The organism is Paraburkholderia metrosideri (genome assembly GCF_904848625.1).
Lineage (GTDB): Bacteria > Pseudomonadota > Gammaproteobacteria > Burkholderiales > Burkholderiaceae > Paraburkholderia > Paraburkholderia metrosideri.
In genome coordinates this window covers 122,952-142,440 of record NZ_CAJHCP010000009.1, presented here as the reverse complement: position 1 = coordinate 142,440, position 19,489 = coordinate 122,952, and the positions used below count along the sequence as shown (strand labels likewise).

The 19,489-nt window shown below is 59.8% G+C and carries 13 protein-coding genes; 5 read left to right on the top strand and 8 right to left on the bottom strand.

The window, feature by feature from the left end:
- Positions 1-20: 20 nt before the first annotated feature.
- On the bottom strand, positions 21-2,306 hold the full coding sequence (locus LMG28727_RS21135; protein WP_201644258.1) for an NADP-dependent malic enzyme: 2,286 nt from the start codon (positions 2,304-2,306) through the stop codon (positions 21-23).
- A gap of 135 nt (positions 2,307-2,441) precedes the next feature.
- Between LMG28727_RS21135 and LMG28727_RS21130 the strand changes: the two genes are divergently transcribed.
- Complete coding sequence (locus tag LMG28727_RS21130) at positions 2,442-3,419, top strand: LysR substrate-binding domain-containing protein (RefSeq protein WP_201644257.1); 978 nt, start codon at positions 2,442-2,444, stop codon at positions 3,417-3,419.
- A gap of 319 nt (positions 3,420-3,738) precedes the next feature.
- Here the strand turns inward: LMG28727_RS21130 and LMG28727_RS21125 are convergent, their stop codons facing one another.
- Positions 3,739-4,677, bottom strand: coding sequence for a hypothetical protein (locus LMG28727_RS21125; RefSeq protein WP_201644256.1), 939 nt, complete (start codon positions 4,675-4,677; stop codon positions 3,739-3,741).
- 124 nt (positions 4,678-4,801) lie between these two features.
- Between LMG28727_RS21125 and LMG28727_RS21120 the strand changes: the two genes are divergently transcribed.
- From LMG28727_RS21120 to LMG28727_RS21105, 4 genes are all read left to right on the top strand, one after another.
- Positions 4,802-5,647, top strand: a complete 846-nt coding sequence (locus LMG28727_RS21120; RefSeq protein WP_201644255.1) for a M15 family metallopeptidase — start codon at positions 4,802-4,804, stop codon at positions 5,645-5,647.
- A gap of 96 nt (positions 5,648-5,743) precedes the next feature.
- Entirely contained in the window at positions 5,744-9,604 is a 3,861-nt protein-coding gene (tssM, locus tag LMG28727_RS21115; protein WP_201644254.1) for a type VI secretion system membrane subunit TssM, read from the top strand.
- On the top strand, positions 9,601-10,590 hold the full coding sequence (tagF, locus tag LMG28727_RS21110; RefSeq protein ID WP_201644253.1) for a type VI secretion system-associated protein TagF: 990 nt from the start codon (positions 9,601-9,603) through the stop codon (positions 10,588-10,590). The genes tssM and tagF overlap by 4 nt, the downstream gene beginning before the upstream one ends.
- Before the next feature lie 4 nt (positions 10,591-10,594).
- Complete coding sequence (locus LMG28727_RS21105; RefSeq protein ID WP_201644252.1) at positions 10,595-11,533, top strand: OmpA family protein; 939 nt, start codon at positions 10,595-10,597, stop codon at positions 11,531-11,533.
- A gap of 78 nt (positions 11,534-11,611) precedes the next feature.
- On the opposite strand, the gene tssA is transcribed toward LMG28727_RS21105, so the two are convergent.
- The 6 genes from tssA to LMG28727_RS21075 all read right to left on the bottom strand — a co-directional run bounded on the left by tssA (position 11,612) and on the right by LMG28727_RS21075 (position 19,454).
- A complete protein-coding gene (gene tssA / locus LMG28727_RS21100; protein WP_201644251.1) occupies positions 11,612-12,727 on the bottom strand; it encodes a type VI secretion system protein TssA in 1,116 nt (371 codons plus the stop codon).
- A 1-nt stretch (position 12,728) separates the two neighbouring features.
- Positions 12,729-15,395: a type VI secretion system ATPase TssH gene (gene tssH, locus LMG28727_RS21095; RefSeq protein ID WP_201644250.1), complete on the bottom strand. Its 2,667-nt coding sequence runs from the start codon at positions 15,393-15,395 to the stop codon at positions 12,729-12,731.
- A 58-nt stretch (positions 15,396-15,453) separates the two neighbouring features.
- The gene (gene tssG / locus LMG28727_RS21090; RefSeq protein WP_201644249.1) at positions 15,454-16,539 is read right to left on the bottom strand and encodes a type VI secretion system baseplate subunit TssG; all 1,086 of its coding nucleotides are present in this window, start codon (positions 16,537-16,539) and stop codon (positions 15,454-15,456) included.
- Complete coding sequence (gene tssF / locus LMG28727_RS21085; protein WP_201644248.1) at positions 16,503-18,341, bottom strand: type VI secretion system baseplate subunit TssF; 1,839 nt, start codon at positions 18,339-18,341, stop codon at positions 16,503-16,505. The genes tssG and tssF overlap by 37 nt, the downstream gene beginning before the upstream one ends.
- A gap of 60 nt (positions 18,342-18,401) precedes the next feature.
- Positions 18,402-18,881 (bottom strand): type VI secretion system baseplate subunit TssE, encoded by a 480-nt coding sequence (tssE, locus tag LMG28727_RS21080; protein WP_201644247.1) that lies wholly within the window; start codon positions 18,879-18,881, stop codon positions 18,402-18,404.
- Positions 18,882-18,950: 69 nt separating this feature from the next.
- Positions 18,951-19,454, bottom strand: coding sequence for an Hcp family type VI secretion system effector (locus LMG28727_RS21075; RefSeq protein ID WP_074771760.1), 504 nt, complete (start codon positions 19,452-19,454; stop codon positions 18,951-18,953).
- Positions 19,455-19,489 lie beyond the last annotated feature (35 nt).

The window sequence follows — 19,489 nt, the reverse complement described above, 5'->3', positions numbered from 1 at the left end:
GTCGCCAGAAACTCAGCGCATTACTTCAGGTTTGCCTGCAACACGGTCAACGCGGTCATGTTGACAATCCGCCTGACCGTCGAGCTCGACGTGAGAATGTTCACAGGCGCATTGACGCCGAGCAGGAACGGACCCACCGCAACGTTACTGCCCGCACCTGTTTTCAGCAGGTTGTACGCAATGTTGCCGGAATCCACGTTTGGACAGACCAGCAGGTTCGCCGCGCCCTTGAGCGGCGAGTTGGGCAGGATGCGTGAGCGCAATGTTTCGTCGAGCGCGCAATCGCCATGCATTTCACCATCCACTTCAAGCTCGGGCGCCTGCTCCCTCACCAGTTCCAGCGCGCGGCGCATCTTCGCGCCGGACGCCGCGCTGCCCGAGCCAAAATTGGAGCGCGACAACAATGCGGCCTTCGGCGTCAGATTCAGCCAATCCATCTGCTTCGCGGCCGCAATCGTGAATTCGGCGATCTGCTCCGCCGTCGGATCGTCATTGATGTGCGTATCCACCAGTGCCACGGTACGCTGGTCGAGCAGCAGAATGTTCATCGCCGCGTAGGTTCGCGCGCCGGGCTTCTTGCCGATCACCTGATCGACATAACGCAGATGATCGTGATACGCACCGACCGTGCCGCACACCATGCCGTCCGCGTCGCCGAGCCGCACCATCATCGCGCCGATCAATGTCAGGCGCCGGCGCGTTTCCACGCGAGCCATTTCTTTCGTAATACCGTCGCGGCACATCAATTCCCAGTAGGTGCTCCAGTACTGCGTGAATCGCTCGTCATATTCGGGGTTGGTGACTTCGACGTCCTGCCCGAGTCGCAAACGCAAACCGAATTTCTCGATACGGGCGAGCAGCACTTCCGGACGCCCAACTAGAATCGGCCGCGCCAGTTTTTCATCGACCACCACCTGTACTGCGCGCAACACACGCTCGTCCTCACCTTCGGTAAACACGATGCGTGCCTTGCCGCCGTCGCGCACAAATTGCCGTGCGTTCGAAAAAAGCGGCTTCATGAATGCGCCCGAGTGATAGACGAACTGCTGCAACTGTTCGACGTATGCGTCCAGATCGGGCAACGGCCGGGTTGCGACACCGCCTTCCATCGCCGCTTTCGCAACGGCCGGCGCGATGCGCACAATGAGACGGGGATCGAAAGGCTTGGGGATCAGGTATTGCGGCCCGAACGACACGTCGTACGAACCGTAAGCGGCGGCGACCACTTCGTTCTGTTCTTCCTCCGCGAGGCCTGCAATTGCGTGCACGGCAGCGATTTCCATCGCACGGGTGATGGTGGTCGCGCCGACGTCGAGCGCGCCCCGAAAGATGTACGGAAAGCACAAGACGTTGTTCACCTGGTTCGGATAATCCGAGCGGCCCGTTGCGATCACGACGTCGTCGCGAGTTGCGTGAGCCAGCTCCGGGAAAATCTCCGGCGTCGGATTGGCGAGCGCGAGGATCAATGGACGTGCGGCCATTTTCTTCAACATGTCCGCGCTCAGAATGCCGCCCACCGACAACCCCAGGAATACATCCGCTCCTTCGATCACATCCGCAAGCGTGCGCGCCGAGGTTTCCTGCGCGAAACGCGCCTTGTCCGGGTCCATCAGCGCTTGACGGCCACGATAGACCACGCCTTCGATGTCGGTCGCCCAGATGTTCTCGACCGGCAGACCCAGATCCACCAGCAGGTCGAGACAGGCCAACGCCGCGGCGCCCGCGCCGGACGTGACGACCTTCACCTCGGCGATGGATTTGCCCACCACCTTCAGCCCGTTGATGAACGCCGCCGATACGGTGATGGCGGTCCCATGCTGATCGTCGTGAAAAACAGGAATCTTCATCCGCTCACGCAATTTCCGCTCGACGATGAAGCACTCCGGCGCCTTGATATCTTCCAGATTGATGCCACCGAACGTTGGCTCGAGCCCCGCGATGATCTCGACCAGTTTGTCCGGATCGGTTTCGTTGATTTCAATATCGAACACGTCGACACCGGCAAACTTCTTGAACAGCACAGCCTTGCCTTCCATCACCGGCTTGGAGGCTAGCGCGCCGATGTTGCCGAGGCCCAGAACCGCTGTCCCGTTGCTGATCACACCGACCAGATTGCCGCGGCTGGTGAAGCGGTAAGCCTTTTGCGGATCTTCCGCAATCGCTTCGCACACGCTGGCCACGCCCGGCGTGTAAGCCAGCGCGAGATCGCGCTGCGTGACGAGCGGCTTGCTGGCCACGACGGAAATCTTTCCAGGTGTCGGGAATTCGTGATAGTCGAATGCGGCCTGTGTGTCTGTCTGTTTCATGTTCGATGTCCCCATGTGTGCGCCGGGCCGGTCCCGGCGCGAATCGTGAGGCAATTCTAGGCAGCCGCCATAAGCCGATGATTCTGTTTTAATATCGACCCATCACTTTTTTCTAATGGCCCCGCTGGCAAACCCATGACCCTCGAATCGAACGACATGGTCAGGCGACTCAGCACGCGTCTGAAGATTCGGCATCTTGTGCTGTTGCTGCATATCCAGCAGCACGGCTCGCTCACGCGCGTCGCGGAGCATATGGCCAGCAGTCAGCCGGCCGTGACCAATGCGCTGGCCGAACTGGAAAGCATGTTCGGCACACCGTTATTCGAGCGTTCGCCACGTGGCATGCTGCCCACCGCGTTAGGCGCGGTCGTTCTCGAACGCGCGCAGGCCATGCTCCACGATCTCGACCATCTCGCGCGCGACATGGAGGCCGTCGCGACCGGCCACGCGGCGCACACGCATATCGGCGTGGTGCCGTTTATCTCCGGGCAGATGCTGTCGGCAACGTTAAAGCGCCTGAAGGCCGGCATGGAGCGCCGCCTGACTGTCACGATTCACGAAGGCACCAGCGACCAGTTGCTGTCCCAGCTTAACGACCATACCGTCGATCTGGTCATTGGCAGAGCGTCGGCCGCGATCGATCTGTCGCAGATCGGCTTCGAAGTGCTGTACCGCCAACAACCACGGCTGATTGCCAACCGGCGGCTGGCCGCTCGTCTCTCGCGCGTGAAACTCGACTGGAACAAACTGCAGGAACTCGACTGGATTCTCGGCGCGCCGCACACGCCCATGCGAGAGCAGGTTTCCGATCTGTTTCTGGCGGCGGGCACGGTCCCTCCCATTGCGATCGTGGAAAGTTATTCGTCGAAGCTCATTGGCGAACTGATTGCTTCCAGTGAGAATGCCGTGTCGATTGTCCCCGCCGATATCGCGGAAGAACTGGTGCGAATTGCAGGCGTGGCGATCGTGCCTTATTCGTTTCAATGGACATTACCGCCGATTGCCGTATTCACCCGCTCTCGAGGGCGGCGCTCAGACGTGCAAACGCTGTTTATCGACGCATTACGCGCGGTATGCCGGGAGACTTACTCAGGACTATCCGGACCGGAGTAAAACGGGCGGTTTTCGGCCTGCAAATTCCGGGCTATCCAATCAGCGATTGCTTTCGTTTAAAAGGGAAGTTTCAAATCGCCGGCATGCCGCGAAAACGCGATCTTCAATTCTGATATCCGGGACAATTTACACTGCCTGCTGGAGCAGGCGTGTTTAATACGGTGTCGTCGGTGGAGTTGGGCGTCCGCAATCGGGTGGAAAAGAATTACACGAAAAAAGAATCGCGCATTGGGCCGCCGATCATTAAACGCGGATCGATCAGGCCAGGCAGTTTGAACGAATTATGCGGCGCGACGGGAAGCCAATCGTTTTAAACGGGTTACGGACGCCGCGAATCCGCTTGCGGACATGATGGATCTTTACCCCAATGCCCGTCGCAAATACGCCAGCGGCATAATTGCTCTTCGAAAAAGCCATTCTTTCCACAAGCGGCCACCTGTTCTGCAAGATGCGAATCCGCAGGACGAGTCGACGCACTGACTTTCGATGTCCTCGCGCCAACCGGCGATTTAGGATCGTAGGGTTCAGTGCGTGCCACCAAAGCCGCCAGCAGATCGGCGTCGGCATCTTCGCGCTTGCGGGTGCCGGGTTCCTGCTTTTTCGACTGTGCAAGTGCCTTGGTATTCGCCGGATGCGCGCTGGATTTCGCCAGCTCATGCTTTTCGTGCACCGGCACGGATTCATGGTGGCTCTTGCCTGAACTTGCACTTCCGGCCACGGTGGACTTCTTCGACTTGTGGTCCCCGTTCTCCGCGTCGGCAGCGCCGGCAACGGCCACCGGCTTCGCGGAAGAAGCGTGATTTGCATCATCGGCGCCATCGGCAAGCGCACGCGACAGCCGGTTGTCGTCAGCGACTGCCGGAGTCGACGCGCCGTCTTTATCGGCGGAATCGTCGGAAATGATCGTTGCCGCCTGCGGCGCCGACGCCTGCGATGCGGCGGCGAGCGTGGTGGATGCCGCTGCGCTCGCAGCCGTTGCGGCCGGCGCTTTCACCACCACGTTTCCGCTGGCAACAGCCTCGGCGGGCTTGGCCGCCACATGACGCTGCACCCGCCACGCTCCCCACGAGCCCACGCATAACACCAGCAAGGCGACGAGGATCAGCGGCGCTCTGGAACCGCGCGGCGCATCGGCCTGCGGCTCGACCCGCCCTTCCAGATTGGCCAGAATGCGCGAGCCATTCGCATCGGTGCCATTGCCTGCATTTGAAAGCAGACTCGGCGGAGCTTTAGAATTTGATTTGTCCGGCGCGCTCATTCAGTATCTCGTTGAATCCTGGTTTATTTCGCCGCAATAATAGATGCCTGCCCAACTGGGGCAGGCCTGATTCTATGTTCAAGCATCACAAAATACAATTGCTTCCACTCAACGGGGTTCCGCATTGATTGCCGCCGCACTTACCGCTTATTTCGCAATTGCGGTTGCCATTGCCGCATTGCTGCTGTTACCCGCGGCACGTGCCATATTTTTTGGCGCTCTATCCACTTTGCATAACCGGCTTATGCAAATTGCTTCAAATGGCAGTACTCGCATTTTCGACAATATTTCTCAATCGGCAAGAACTTCTCAGTCGGTATTAGTCAATACGAAAAATTTACTGGCGCGTCGTCGCTTGCTGATTTTTACTGCCGCAGGTATTCTTGCGGCGCCGCCATTAGTGGCTATTGCGTTTCGTAGTCGGCTTTTATTTCAGTACGATGATGACGTACGCATTCCTGACGAGAAGATTTCAGCATTATTGAATGGCGAACAGCTGGTTCCGCCGCCGCCGCTTCCGCCTGAGGTATTCGCCACTCAGGAAGTCGAGCAAATCCGGCCAGCACTAAAAGACGCAAGCCGCGATTGGAACCTGCTCGATCCCGACTTCAGAACGCGTTTGCTGCTCGTCTACAAGATCATGCGTGAGCAATACGGTTATGAAATGGCGTTGCTTGAGGGGTACCGGAGTCCGGATCGGCAAAACCGGCTCGCGCAAATGGGGGGCAACGTCACCAATGCGGCGGCGTTCCAGAGCTATCACCAATACGGCCTTGCTTCCGACAACGCGTTTCTGCGCGACGGCAAGCTAGTCATCAGCGAAAAAGATCCTTGGGCCATGCGGGGCTATCAGTTGTACGGCATGGTCGCCGAACAGGTCGGACTGGTCTGGGGGGGCCGCTGGAAAATGATGGATCTCGGCCACGTCGAATATCACAAACCCGGCTTCGTACTCGGGCGCGGTCGCTGACCAGACCGGCTCAATACGATGCACCTGTAGCGCTCGAATACGCATTACCCGTCGTCGAACCGCACGTCACGAATAACTCCAAGACCTGAACGGCTTATGCAACGCATTCTCAACGTGTTGACCCATCCGCGCACGCTATCGATCGTCGGTCTGCTCGCGCTCGCGGCGGCTCTGTTCATCGGCGCCGACGCGCTGCAGATCGATCCAATCTGGCCCGCCGTCGTACTCGGCGCGGTGATCGTGCTGTGGCTGCTGGTATGGCTCGTGCGCAAGCTGCGTGCGCGGCGCGGCAATCGCAAGCTCGGCGAGATGCTCGAACAGCAGGCCGAAACCGGCAAGGTGTCCGCGCCCGTCAAACCAGCCGAACTCGACACGCTGCGCACGCGCCTCGCCGATGCGGTCAAGACGATCAAGACTTCGAAAATCGGCCAGGTGTCGGGCGGCTCCGCGCTGTATGAGTTGCCCTGGTACATCGTGATCGGCAATCCGGCTGCGGGCAAAAGCAGCGCCGTGCTGAATTCGGGGCTGCAATTCCCCTTCGCGGAAAAGAACGACGCGGTGATTCACGGCATTGGCGGCACGCGCAATTGCGACTGGTTCTTCACGACTGAAGGCATCCTGCTGGACACCGCCGGCCGCTACGCGGTGCATGAAGAGGACCGCACCGAATGGCTGGGCTTTCTCGGTCTGCTCAAACGTTATCGTCCGAAAGCGCCGATCAACGGCATCATCGTGACGGCCAGCATCGCGGAGTTGACCGGCAATCGCCCGGAATTCGCGATCAATCTCGCGAAGAACCTGCGTCAACGGGTGCAGGAACTCACTGAAAAGCTCGAAGTATTCGCGCCGGTCTACGTGATGTTCACCAAGACCGATCTGATTACTGGTTTCGCCGAATTCTTCAGCGACAACGACCGCGCCGAATACGACCGCGTGTGGGGCGCCACCCTGCCCTACTCGCCCGATGAAAAGCGCGATGTCGTCGCGCAGTTCGACGAGCATTTCGAAGAACTGTACGACGGCCTGAAGGAGATCAGCGTCGCGCAGATGTCGATCAATCGCGGCCATCGCCTTGCGCCGGGGCAGCTCAGTTTTCCGCTTGAATTCTCGACGATCAAGCCTGCGTTGCGCTCGTTTCTCGCCACGCTGTTCGAAGCGAATCCATTCCAGTACAAACCCATTTTTCGCGGCTTCTATTTCACTAGCGCATTGCAGGAAGGCGAAACGAATAGCGCGGCGACGCAGCGTATCGCATCGCGCTTCGGCCTGAATGCGGACAACGTGCCGAAGGCGGTCGGGGCGGTGACAAAGAACGGTTTCTTCCTGCGCGACCTGTTTTCGAAAGTTATTTTCGCGGACCGTCAGACAGTCAGGCAATTCGCAAGTCCAGCGAAAACGCGCATGCGTTACGCCACCTTCTTCGGCTTCGTTACCGTGCTTGCGCTGGCGCTAGGCGGCTGGACCTGGTCGACGATCGGCAACCAGCAGTTGGTGGCGAACGTGCAGGCCGACCTCGACAATGTGGTGCGTCTGCAGCAGAACCGTAACGACCTGCAATCGCGTTTGCAGGCCATGGACATTCTCGAAGACCGCATCGATCAGCTCGAACAGTTCCGCCGCGACAAACCGCTGGCGGTGTCGCTCGGTCTGTATCAGGGCGACCGTCTCGAAGAGCATCTGCTAACCGAGTACTACAACGGTGTGCGGCAGATCATGCTCGCGCCGGTCGCGGACAATCTGCAATCGTTCCTGAAGGACGTCAACGCCCACCCCGAGCAGCTATCGCCAATGACGCACACGCCGGACTCCGGCGCGATCCCGGTGTCGGCGCACTCGGCGATGTCGTCAAACAGTCAGGGCGGCTTGTATAGCGATGCATCGCCGGCGAACGTCGAAGACGCGTATAACGCGCTGAAAACCTACCTGATGCTATCGGACAAGCGTCACGTGGAAACCGCGCATCTGACCGATCAGATTGCGCGCTTCTGGCGCGGCTGGCTCGAAACGAATCGCGGCAAGATGCCTCGCGACGAAATGATTCGCAGCGCCGAACGGATGATTACGTTCTACCTGTCGCGCGTGTCGGACGACGACTGGCCGATGGTCGACGAAAACCTCGCCCTGGTCGATCAGACGCGTGAAAACCTGCGGCATGTCGTGCGTGGCATGCCGGCCCGTCAGCGGGTCTACGAAGAAATCAAGGCACGTGCCTCGACCCGCTTTGCGCCGATGACGATCAACCGCATTGTCGGCGACAGCAATTCGAGCCTGATCGCAGGCAGCTACGCGATTCCGGGCACCTTCACGCGTGAAGCGTGGTTCCAGTACGTGCAGCCGGCTATCCGCGATGCCGCGACCAAGGAATTGCAGGCGAAGGATTGGGTGCTGAACACCTCTGCCCATGACGACCTGACGCTCGAAGGCAGTCCGGAGCAGATCCAGAAAGCGCTCGTCACGATGTACAAAACCGAATATGCGCAGCACTGGCAAAAGTTCATGCAAGGCATTGCCGTGCAGAGTTTCGGCAACTTCAATCAGGCAGTGGACGCGATGAACCGCCTCGGCGATCCGCAAGACTCGCCGATCCGCAAAGTACTCGAAACCGCGTACGACCAGACCTCGTGGGATAACCCGTCGCTCGCGAACGTCACGTTGAAAGCGGCGCAAAGTGGCGTGACAGGCTGGTTCAAACAGTGGTTCTCGCGCGCGCCGACCGCTCAGGTCACCGCGAATATCGACATCAACGGCAATCCGGTCGAACTGCCGATGGGTCCGATCGGCCAGGAATTCGCCGGCCTCGGACGCATCGTGACGACCCACGACAATACGTCGATGCTGCGCGCGTATATGGATTCGTTGTCGAAGGTGCGCACCCGCTTTAACGTGCTGAAGAATCAGGGCGATCCGGGCCCGGGCGCGCGTCAGCTGATGCAGCAGACGCTCGACGGCAGCGGTTCGGAACTCGCGGATTCACTGAAGCTCGTCGACGAACAGATGCTCACCGGCCTCAGCGATTCGCAGCGTAAAGCCCTGCGTCCGCTGCTGGTGCGTCCGCTGATTCAGGCGTATGCGGTGGTGATCCAGCCCGCCAGCGTCGAGGTCAACAAGGTGTGGAACGCGCAGGTGTATCAGCCGTTCCAGACCTCGCTCGCCGCCAAGTATCCGTTTGCATCCGATGCGAAGGTCGAAGCCGGCGCCGTTGAAATCGCGCAGGTATTCGGACCGGACGGTGCGGTTGCGAAGTTCGTCGGTACCACGCTCGGACCGCTTGCTGTGCGTCGCGGCGATACGCTGACGCCGCGCACGTGGGGCGACATGGGTCTCGCGCTGACGCCCGACTTCACGTCAGGTTTCGCGCGTTGGGTGGCACCGCTTGCGGGCGGTGCGTCGGGTGCCGCGCAAGGGTCGACCGAACCGCAGACCGTGTTCCAGTTATTGCCGCAACCGAGCACAGGCACGACCGAGTACACGATTGCGATCGACGGTCAGCAACTGCGTTATCGCAACACGCCGCCGCAATGGACCAACTTCGTGTGGCCGAACCCGGCGGGTTCGCCTGGCGCAGTTCTGACCGCGACGACGTTCGACGGCCGCACGCTGCAACTGGTCAACGAGCCGGGCCGCTACGGCCTCGAAAAGCTGATCAACTCGGCACAACGCAAGCGCCAGCCTGACGGCACGTTCGATCTGACGTGGACCCAGGGCAGCGTCAGCGTGTCGATGAGCATGCGCATCATCAGCACGTCGCAGCCGTCTTCGGGCAGCGGCGATGCACCGCAACAACAAAGCCTGCGTGGCCTGACGCTGCCGTCGTCGGTCGCCGACGTCAGTGCAGGGGCCGCAGTCAACGCGACGGCGGTGGGCCTGCCCGCAGCGCCGGGCGCCGCGCCAGCGACGTCGACGGTAGCGGGTTCCGCCGCCGCACAGGCCACCTCGAACCCAGGGAGCGCGCAATGACGCAGACCGTGCAGGCGCAGATCGCCTATTTCGGCAAAATCCCGTCGCGCGGCGACTTCGTGAAAAGCGCGCACAATCCGCAGTTGCTGCAAACGCTCGACCGCTGGGTCGCGCAGGCGATGGAACTGCTGGCGGAAGATCCACGCTGGAAGATCGTCTACGAAGCCGCCAAACCACTGCATTTCGCGTTTCTCGGCTCGCGCAGCAAGCTCGCGATTGCCGGGCATATGGTGGTGAGCCATGATGTGTCGTCGCGACGCTTTCCGTTTCTCGCCGCGACCGCGCTCGAAGTGGACCGCCCGCTCGCTTTTCTCGCGCGCAGCCCGCTGGCGTTCGCGCGGCTCTGGTCCAGGATCTCGGCACAAATGACGCCGTTGCAGAACGCTACGGAGCCGTCTGGCGCGCTGCAGGCACTCGGCGATACCCAAGTGCCCATCGAGGTCGCCGGACCCGGTAATCCGCACGATGGCACGTTCAATGATTTCGTCGAGCATCAGACGCTGTCCGGTCTCGAACAGATGCTGCTCGCGAGCGGCCATCCGGTGCGCCTGCGCGGTGCGATGCTCGCGCTCGGCTCGCTGCTCAAGCCGGTGATGAGCAGCGGCTCGTCGCATCTCGAACGCGGTTTGACGCTGCCGCTGCCGGTCGATCCGTTTTATCGCAGCCTGGTCGCCGCGTTCTGGCTCGAACTGATCGCGCCATTCGTCTCCCAAGCGGATTTCGAACTGGCGATTTTTATCGGCACAATCGCCGAGCGCGAGCGTCTGGTGATCGGCTTTAACGGCGCGTCGGCGAAAACGCTGCACAGCGTCATCGATCCGCAGGCGTATGCGGCGCACAACATCGATATCGACGATCCCGAGTGGATCGACGAACACGCACAGAACGATCATGGCATCAGCAAGCTCGTCAGTTACCTCGATCAACCGCAATTGTCGCTGCGCGTCAGCATCGACACGTTCCGCGAAGCTTTTACAGGGGTTTGACACGATGAAAGCCCCCACTCGCGCGCAGATGAAGCGCCGCGTCTTAGCCATTGCGGTGGCGCTCGTTGCCGCGCTATCCGCAAGCGGCCCCGCGCTGGCCGATGACGGTCCTGCACGGGTGACGCCAGTCGACAACAGCGGCGTGCAGATTCATACGACGGCGCTGCCCGCTCAGGGCAACACGGCTTCTTCCGCAGCTTATGGCAGCAATGCGCCGGCCACGTCCACGCCGCCTGCGGCGAACGCATCGCCCGGTCAGGTCGTGGTCGGCGGCAAGGTGCCTGACGAGGCGACGAAATCGGCGGTGCTCACGCGTTTGCGCGACACCTACGGTGCAACGAACGTAGTTGATCAGATCGAAGTGGGCGACGTCGCGACCCCGCCGAACTGGAGTGCGAATGTTGAAAAGCTGATCGGGCCGCAACTGAAGCAGATTAGTAAAGGCCAGCTGAAAATTGACGGCACGCAGGTCGATGTGAAGGGCGAAGTGCGCAATGAAGCGCAACGTCAACAACTCGCCAGCAATATGGCGGACGCGCTCAATCCGACCTATACGATCAAGAACGGCCTGCGCGTCAGCGCATCCGAACAAGGCCTGCTCGATCAGACGCTGGCCAACCGCACGATCGAATTCGAAACGGGCAGTGCCACGTTGACGCCGCAAGGGCGCACGATTCTGGATCAGATGGCGGCGGTTCTCGTGAAGATGACGACCAGGACGGTCGAGATCATCGGTCACACCGACAACGCCGGGAATCGTCAATCGAACATCGCGCTGAGCCAGGCGCGAGCCGATGCGGTGAAGGGCTATCTGGTCAGCAAGGGTATCGCGCCGACGCAGTTGACAACGACCGGCGTCGGACCCGATCAGCCCATCGCACCGAACGAGACGAACGACGGCCGCGCGCGAAATCGCCGGATTGAATTCCGCGCGGGCGCTTGAAGTCCTCGCACGGCGTCTTTCGAATTTGCAAAAGCGGCCCTTTTTAAGGGCCGTTTGTCATTTCTCCGGTATCAAGCCTCAACTATTCTCGTCGGGCTTCACGCCCAATATCTCGCGAATATGCGACAGCGAGCCATCGTCCTTCACGACCGTGGCGAGCCATTGATGCAAAGGCATATTGGCCCACTCGGCGGCTTTGTCCGCGAGATACGCGGCGGGACTGTGCGGTTCGGTATGACGCAGGAACTTCGCCACCGCGCGCAATTGCGCAATGGCGTCCGAGCGGCTGCGAATGCCGGCGTGAGTCGGTGGGAGCGTCGTCATGGCGGCTGGCTCGAGATGAGGTTCGGTTTTGAAGGCCGGCTCAGCCCGTTCCACGTGTGCTGCGCCGTCTGCGCGCTCTGCCAGCGCAGGTTTGGCCGCGGCTTCAGGAACGGCACCGACTTCGCGTGCGAAGCGTTCGGCCAGCAGATAAACCGACTCGTATGCCGATTTAGTCTGCCGGAAGCTCGGTGCGGAATCCGCCGCGCGCCGGTCGAGTTCCTGTTCGAGCGCATTCATCGCCGCCTGGAATGCCTTCAAGTCGGCAAGCAGCGCCGTGTAGAACGCGGGCGGCGTGGAACGCTTCGCCGCTTCGATCTGATCGATGGAAGGCTTGCCGCGCGCAATATCGTCGGCATGATCGGGATCCCGCTTGACGGCTTGGGCGACGTGCGTGGCGACTTCCCAATCGAGCGCGCTATACACCATGCCCGACGTTTGCGTTAGCGGCACCGCGCGTAATAACTCGGCCGTGCGTGACGCCAGCCACGCAATGTTGCCGAGACGATATTCCGCATCGTCGCCATCAGGCAGCGGATGCAAATGCTCCCAATAGTGCTCCGACAAAGCGCTCAGCAATGCATACCCTTGCGTCAGACCTTTGAGGCCTTCTTCCAGCGCGAGCGCTTCGGTCAGCCACGCGGCAAGGCGCAGGTCTTTCGTTTGCGTCGCGATCAGCGCCACGCTGCGTTCAACGACAAAGCTCCAGTCTGCTTCCTTGATTTCCGTGACCCATTCGCCCTGGTCCAGAGACGGGTCATCGAAACGGCGCGCGTGCTGGATCGCGTCGAACTCCGACGAAAACAGCATATCGTCGCCGCACGGCGATGCGTCGGAGACGGGTGCAATCAGTGTAGTGAGATCAATCGGCATATCAGGCCAGGGTGTAGTCAAATTCGCCGGCATCATTGGCGCGCACCGCAATGCTCGCAATCGGCACGCCGTCCGCGATCCGTTCGAGCACTTCCTGCGCCACTTCCGGCAGCAACGTGCCATTCAGGATGTGGTCGACATTGCGTGCACCCGAATCGACTTCCGTGCATCGCGCGAGTACCGCGTCGATCAGCGACTCGTCCCACGAGAACACGGCTTTGTGATTCGCTTCGATCCGCCGACGAATTCGTTCGAGTTTCAGTTCGATGATTTCCGCCAGCACGTCGTCGGAAATCGGATAGTACGGAATGACTTTCATGCGCCCAAGGAAGGCGGGTTTGAACGTCTTGTAGAGCTGCGGCCGCAAGGTTTCGGCGAGCGCATCGGCATCGGGCAGCTCTTCTGCTGTCTTGTTCAGACAGGCCTGCATGACCGCCGTCGAGCCGACATTCGAAGTCAGGATGATCAGCGTATTACGAAAATCGATTGTGCGACCTTCGGCGTCGTCCATCGCGCCTTTATCGAAAACCTGGAAGAACATTTCCAGCACATCGGGGTGCGCCTTTTCGACTTCGTCCAGCAATACCACCGAATACGGATTGCGCCGCACGGCTTCGGTCAGCACGCCGCCTTCGCCGTATCCGACGTAACCGGGCGGCGACCCTTTGAGGCCGGACACGCTATGCGCCTCCTGATACTCGCTCATGTTGATCGTGATCATCTTCCGCTCGCCGCCATACAGGATGTCGGCCAGCGCCAGCGCTGTCTCCGTCTTGCCGACACCGGAAGGTCCGACGAACATGAACACGCCGCGCGGCTTGTCCGGGTCTTCGAGATTCGCACTGGCGGTTCTGACACGCTGCGCGATCGCTTCGAGTGCATGATCCTGGCCGATGACTCTTGCGGCAAGCATCGGCTGAAGATTCAGCACGGTCTGGATTTCATCCTTGATCATCCGGCCGAGCGGAATGCCAGTCCACGCTGCAACGATCTCCGCGACGACGTGTGCGTCGACCTGCAGCGGGACCATCGGATGATCGCCTTGTAATGCGCGTAGCTTTTCGAGTTGCGTGGTTAAAATTTCGCGCGCGTTGCCAAGTTCTCCTGCATGCGCCGCTGCATCGCCGTTGCGACGAATCTCTTCGATTTGCGTATGCAATGCATCGATCTCTTTGACGAGTGTCTGTTCTTCTTCATAGCGCGCTTCTGCCGTGCGCAACGATTGGCGGTCGTCATCGCGTTGAGTGCGCAATTCAACAAGACGCTCGTCATGCGCTGCACCGCTCGCCGATTCGCGCTCCAGCGCGGCGATTTCCGCATCGATACGCTCGATACGCTTGCGCGTGTCGTCGATGAGCGCGGGTGTCGAGCTATGCGCAAGCGCGACTTTTGCACAGGCGGTGTCCAGCACACTGATGGCCTTATCCGGCAACTGCCGCCCCGTGATGTACCGATGCGATAGCCGTACCGCTTCGGTGATCGCGCTATCGACCACGCGCACATTGAAATGCCGTTCCATCAGTCCCGACATGCCGCGCAGCATCGCGGCTGCTAGTGCTTCACCCGGCTCTTCGATCTTGACTACCTGAAAACGGCGCGCAAGCGCCGCGTCCTTCTCGAAGTACTTTTTGTACTCACTCCAGGTCGTCGCGGCAATCGTTCTTAGTTCGCCACGCGCAAGTGCGGGCTTCAGCAGATTGGCCGCATCGTTCTGACCCGCCTGTCCGCCTGCGCCGATGATCGTGTGTGCTTCGTCGATAAACAGGATCACCGGATGCGGACTTTTTTTCACCTCGTCAATCACATTCTTCAGGCGGTTTTCAAATTCGCCCTTCACGCTCGCTCCTGCCTGCAGCAAGCCCATGTCGAGTACATGCAATGCGACGCCACGCAATGGCGCGGGGACATCATCGGCGGCAATCCGTAACGCGAGTCCTTCGACGACGGCCGTTTTCCCTACGCCAGCCTCGCCGGTCATGATCGGATTGTTCTGCCGCCTACGCATCAGGACATCGATCGCCTGGCGAATCTCGCCTTCGCGGCCAATTACCGGATCAATTTTGCCGTCGCGGGCACGTTGCGTCAGGTTGCTCGTGTACGTATCCAGCGCCGGTGTTTTCGACGCGGTCACGCGTGCAGGATCGGCAATGTCCTCCTGAGCGAGATCATTTGAAGAATCTGCTGAACGCTCGGTCTCTACCGAACCCGATGTCAACTCGTCAAAACGGTGTTTGAGATCCGTTACGCGCACATTCGCAAACAACGGCGACATACGCTGCGCAAATTGCGCGAGATCTGGCGCGCTCAATAACGCGAGCAGCAAATGGCCGGTGCGGATGCGCCCGATCTGCGAATCCAGTGAAGCAATCAGCCACGCTTGTTCAAACAGCGCGATCAGATGCACCGAGAAAACCGGAGTACGTGTGTTGCCGGTCTTCAACCGCGCCAATTCGCGCTCCAGATCCGCGCGCAGCGCATGCACGTCAATGTCGCTCGCGCGCAGCACCAGCGGCACGTCGCCAGCGGTTTGTTCGAACATCGCCAAAAACAGATGTTCGAGATCGACCTCGTAATGACCCCGCGACAGGCAAGTGCTTGCAGCGCGTTCGGTCGCCTGACGGCAGGTCGAATTCAATTTCGCGATCAGCGTTTTTAGCGGCGTGCTCATGTCGGGCGGTCCAGTTCAGGTCGGTTGATGCGATTGTTGTGACGGCTGTTTGTCGTGGTCAATGAATGACGTGCAGTTCGTAGCGTGCGTCTGCGCGATCGCGGTCGGCATCATGCGTGCAGAGGAACGCATCCCAGCCCAGACGCGCGCCGCCCCCTAAATGGCTCGGCCCCACATCGTCGCGACGAAGTACCAGCGACACCTCATATTCAAGCGTGACGCCAGCCAGCAAGGTCAGCATCCGTTCAAGCGCCGCCGCCAGTTCCGCGCCAGGCAGAAACGCTTCATAGTCTTTCTTCGCCAGCGGTCCGATGACGAGACGCGCTCGCATATCGCGCTGCCAGACACGCTCACCGGCGAGCGCGGTTGCGCCCAGCGTCGCATTGACGCCGCCAAGCACGGTCAACTGATCTTTCGGCACGGTGTACCACTTGCCGACAAATTGCTCGACACGTACTGGCACGCGAAAATATTCAGTCAGAGAGCGCTCCAGATAAGCCGCCGACATCGGACGATGACGCGCGGCCATCGCGTACCCGGCAATGCCCTCGTCGAACAACGCCCCGCTACCTTGCTGCAGGCTCTCACGGGTGTCCTCATTGACGACCCCTGCGAGCGCCAGCAACAACGGCAGGTAGCGTTCGTCGCGATCAAGTTCATAGTGAAGCGGCAAACGGTACTTCTTCCACGCCGCGTAGAACAGCGCAGTCGCGCGATTCGAAAACACGTCGAAGAATTCGCGCGCAGCACGATCGCGGTTGATCTGCTCGCGCGCGATGATCTGCTCGGTGTAGTGCATCGGCAACGCGCCCTGCGTACCCAGCAAACCAAAGAACGCTGGCGTGATATCCACGCGCCCGACCTGACTGTCTTCGATGGCCGCGACCTGTTCTGTCTTGTCCTTCAAGGCGGCGCCGTCATGCCCGAATGAAGTCGTGCGCTCGATTTCACTCGGCGGAAACGACATCGAAATCGAATTGCGAAAGCCGATTCGCTCCGTCAGGACCTTTCCGGCCCGATCGGGTGCCTGGTCCGCGAACCACTTCTCCAGAATTCGCACCGCCTGAAAAAACTGGAAGCGATGCGGTTCATCGAGAAGCTGCTCGACTACACCAGGATCGATTCGCCGCTGCGGGGCTTGCATCGAAGGATCTCCTCGCCGGTGCGTTTTGACAGCACGACCAGTTGTACAAAGCTGTTCAGATGAACATACAGCCCAAAGAATGTATCGATTACCCGGACGAACGACGCAAGGCTGGTACCGACGAAATGCTCTTCGTCGATCGTCAGACGGATTTCGATACCGCGCACAAACGTAGCAAATGGTTTGCCTTGCAACCACTGCACGGCAGCACGTTGTTCGATGCCCGCAATGCCGTCGATATGACGCGACGACACCGCCGTGCGGCGCAAGTCGTACAACACCAGCATTTCCTTGAGCGCCGACAGGCCGTTATTCGCGAGCGAAACGTGGTTTAACGCGAGGTGTGAGATCAGCCGCCAATGCGAAGAACGGCCTCGCTCAAAGCGCACACTCGGCGTCGGGCGGCGGAGCATCGAAATGCTGCCGGTCAACGAGCCGCCTTCGAGAAACAGGTCGCCGCCTTCAAGTCCAACCGCCAGTGCGGCAGGCAGATCGCGATTGGTACAGGTCAAATCGAGACTGAGCGTATCGGTCTGCGGCGCGGCCGGCTCGAAATCGATATCGACGATCGAGATTTCGGTTTCGTAGCCGGGACTCTTTTGTGCGACCCATTCGTCGCGCCGTGCAAACCAGTAGTGCCCGGCACGTTGCGGCTCGCCGTGATGCAGCGAGTAGAACGGGCGAAATTCGATCACCGTTTCATTCTGCGCGGTCTGTTTGACCAGACGCACCGAATCGATTGAATACACTTCGTACGCGAACGCGCGCCGCGCCTCGGCAATCACGGGATACGAAATCGACTGATGGCTAACGCGTATCGGTTCGCCGTGCTGCTTGAACAGATTGACGATCGGCGTACAGAAAAGCCGGAAATGCGCAGCCGTTAGCGATTCCATCAGGCGCGCGACATGCGAGTCGCTACGCAGCTCCTTCAGAACGATGTGCAACGTCAGACGTTGACAACGACCCGTCGCTCGCGTCATCGCACCAAGGTCGAAGTCCACGAAATTGAATTTCTCGGGAAACGCGAAATACTCGGTTAGGAGCCGGTACGCGGGGTGCGCTTTGGCCGGATAGTCGATCAGCGAATCAGCCTCGTCGAAACCTGCCTGCGCAACTGGCGATGTGTGCAATGTTTTCCATCGCCCGCTACGGTCCATTTCTACGTAGGCCGCCATCTGATTGATGAACAGGCAATCGAGCAGTGCGGCGATAAACGATTGCTCTCCGTGCAGATGCGTGCGCAGCGTATTGAGTTTGAACGCACCGAGATCGAATTGCGGTGCGGTGGACTCGAACGTAATCGACACGACAGCCGCCGCATTGTTCGGCAGAACGGTTGCCGCGGGCGCCATCGCAACCGGCGAAAATTTCGCTTCGGAGATGCGGATGGGCGCAACTTTCACGTCATACGCGGTTCGAAAGCGACATTGCACGCCATTGACCGGCCGACTTTTCAGTTCCGTGCCACGTTCTATGACCGCTGCCTCGGTCAACTGGCTGATCGCCGCCGAAGTACCGAATTGCGCAATCGAACATGAAGGAAACGGCCGCAAATAATGCGGATAAAGCACTTCGAGGAGTGCTTCGGTGAATTCAGGGTAGTCGTCGTCGAGCTTCTTGTTGATGCGTGCACCCAGCAGCGCGAACGATTCAATCATTCGCTCGACGTGGGGATCCTCACAATGCTCGCCCGAGATCGCGAGTCGCGCGGCGATCTTCGGATAACGCTCGGCAAAATCACGCGAGTAGCGGCGCAGAAAGGCCAGCTCGCGCTCGTAAAACGGCAGTAGTTCTTCCATCTTTCTATCCCCGGACTTCCAGCACTTCCTGCCGAATCAAACCGCTGCGTCACGCATCCCTCAAAGTCTGGCCCGCGCGCGCGTAACCGAATACTGCAAGGTCGATGGTTGCAGCATCGCGTCGAAACTCACCGGTTCTTCAGCCGGGTGCACGACGAGCAACGCCTGAATGGCAAAGTACAGCGCATTCGTGGACTGTTCGTTCAATTCGAGCGTCACCGAAACGCGCTGGAGGCGCGGCTCATGCCGCGCAATGGCCTGCTGAATGGACTTGCAGATAAAAGTCCGATCGTAGTGACTCGCCAGGCTCAAACCGGCGAAGTCGTTCAATCCATACGTCAGCACCGATTGACGGCATTCGGGCAGTGCTTCGAGTTCATGTTCGGTCAACGCAATCCGGGTGTTCAGGATCGCTTCGACGTCGCGTGCCACCGTGCTTTTCAGTTCATCCAGCGACAACTGCCGCATCGCCGGGGAAGCCGGCAGATGCGGTTCGTCGTCGAACAACTTGTCGAGAAAGCTCGGCTCGAATCGTTTCATCAGACGCTACTGGATTCTTTCAACGTCAAGCCGGAACGCGCCACGCGAGCGGCGCATTCCCCAAGTGCATCAAACTGCATACGTCTTGTCGTTCTTCGTGAGACTCCATGCGCCTTGCGCATTGCCGCCCTGATTGCCGCCAATTTTCTGCTGCGTGTACTTCCATTGGACAGCGGCATACTTCAGCGAGAACTCTTCGGTCGGCAATCCTTCGCCGACAACCGCCGGCGTGATGCTCGAAATGATCACGTACTTCAGTTTCACTTCAAGGTATTTCACGCGATTGCCTTCGCCGTCCGAACGCATGAAGTCGATCGTCACCTCGTCGAAGGTCGTGCCACCCGAAGCGTGTTGATACATCAACGGGCTGACGACGTCGATATCTTTTGTGAAGCGCATATCGGCGTGCTCGCAGCGCTCGGCCGTATGGCCGCCCGCCGTCGAAGCGGTTGCCGAACGCGGTTGCAGAATCGAGTGACTCCATGAATCGATCTCGACCCAACCCTGGTGATCTTTATCGGCGGACTCGCCTTTGATCGCCGGATTTCCGAATTTTAAATAGATATCCTTCATAATTCATCGACTCCCCAAAGAGGTGGTTTCTCCGT

Excerpts from the sequence above, each read along its gene's own strand:
- LMG28727_RS21125 (WP_201644256.1), bottom strand. The coding sequence starts at position 4,677 with ATGAGCGCGCCGGACAAATCAAATTCTAAAGCTCCGCCGAGTCTGCTT.
- LMG28727_RS21105 (WP_201644252.1), top strand. The coding sequence starts at position 10,595 with ATGAAAGCCCCCACTCGCGCGCAGATGAAGCGCCGCGTCTTAGCCATT.
- tssM (WP_201644254.1), top strand. The coding sequence starts at position 5,744 with ATGCAACGCATTCTCAACGTGTTGACCCATCCGCGCACGCTATCGATC.
- tagF (WP_201644253.1), top strand. The coding sequence starts at position 9,601 with ATGACGCAGACCGTGCAGGCGCAGATCGCCTATTTCGGCAAAATCCCG.
- tssG (WP_201644249.1), bottom strand. The coding sequence starts at position 16,539 with ATGCAAGCCCCGCAGCGGCGAATCGATCCTGGTGTAGTCGAGCAGCTT.
- tssH (WP_201644250.1), bottom strand. The coding sequence starts at position 15,395 with ATGAGCACGCCGCTAAAAACGCTGATCGCGAAATTGAATTCGACCTGC.
- tssF (WP_201644248.1), bottom strand. The coding sequence starts at position 18,341 with ATGGAAGAACTACTGCCGTTTTACGAGCGCGAGCTGGCCTTTCTGCGC.
- LMG28727_RS21135 (WP_201644258.1), bottom strand. The coding sequence starts at position 2,306 with ATGAAACAGACAGACACACAGGCCGCATTCGACTATCACGAATTCCCG.
- tssE (WP_201644247.1), bottom strand. The coding sequence starts at position 18,881 with ATGAAACGATTCGAGCCGAGCTTTCTCGACAAGTTGTTCGACGACGAA.
- LMG28727_RS21075 (WP_074771760.1), bottom strand. The coding sequence starts at position 19,454 with ATGAAGGATATCTATTTAAAATTCGGAAATCCGGCGATCAAAGGCGAG.
- LMG28727_RS21130 (WP_201644257.1), top strand. The coding sequence starts at position 2,442 with ATGACCCTCGAATCGAACGACATGGTCAGGCGACTCAGCACGCGTCTG.
- tssA (WP_201644251.1), bottom strand. The coding sequence starts at position 12,727 with ATGCCGATTGATCTCACTACACTGATTGCACCCGTCTCCGACGCATCG.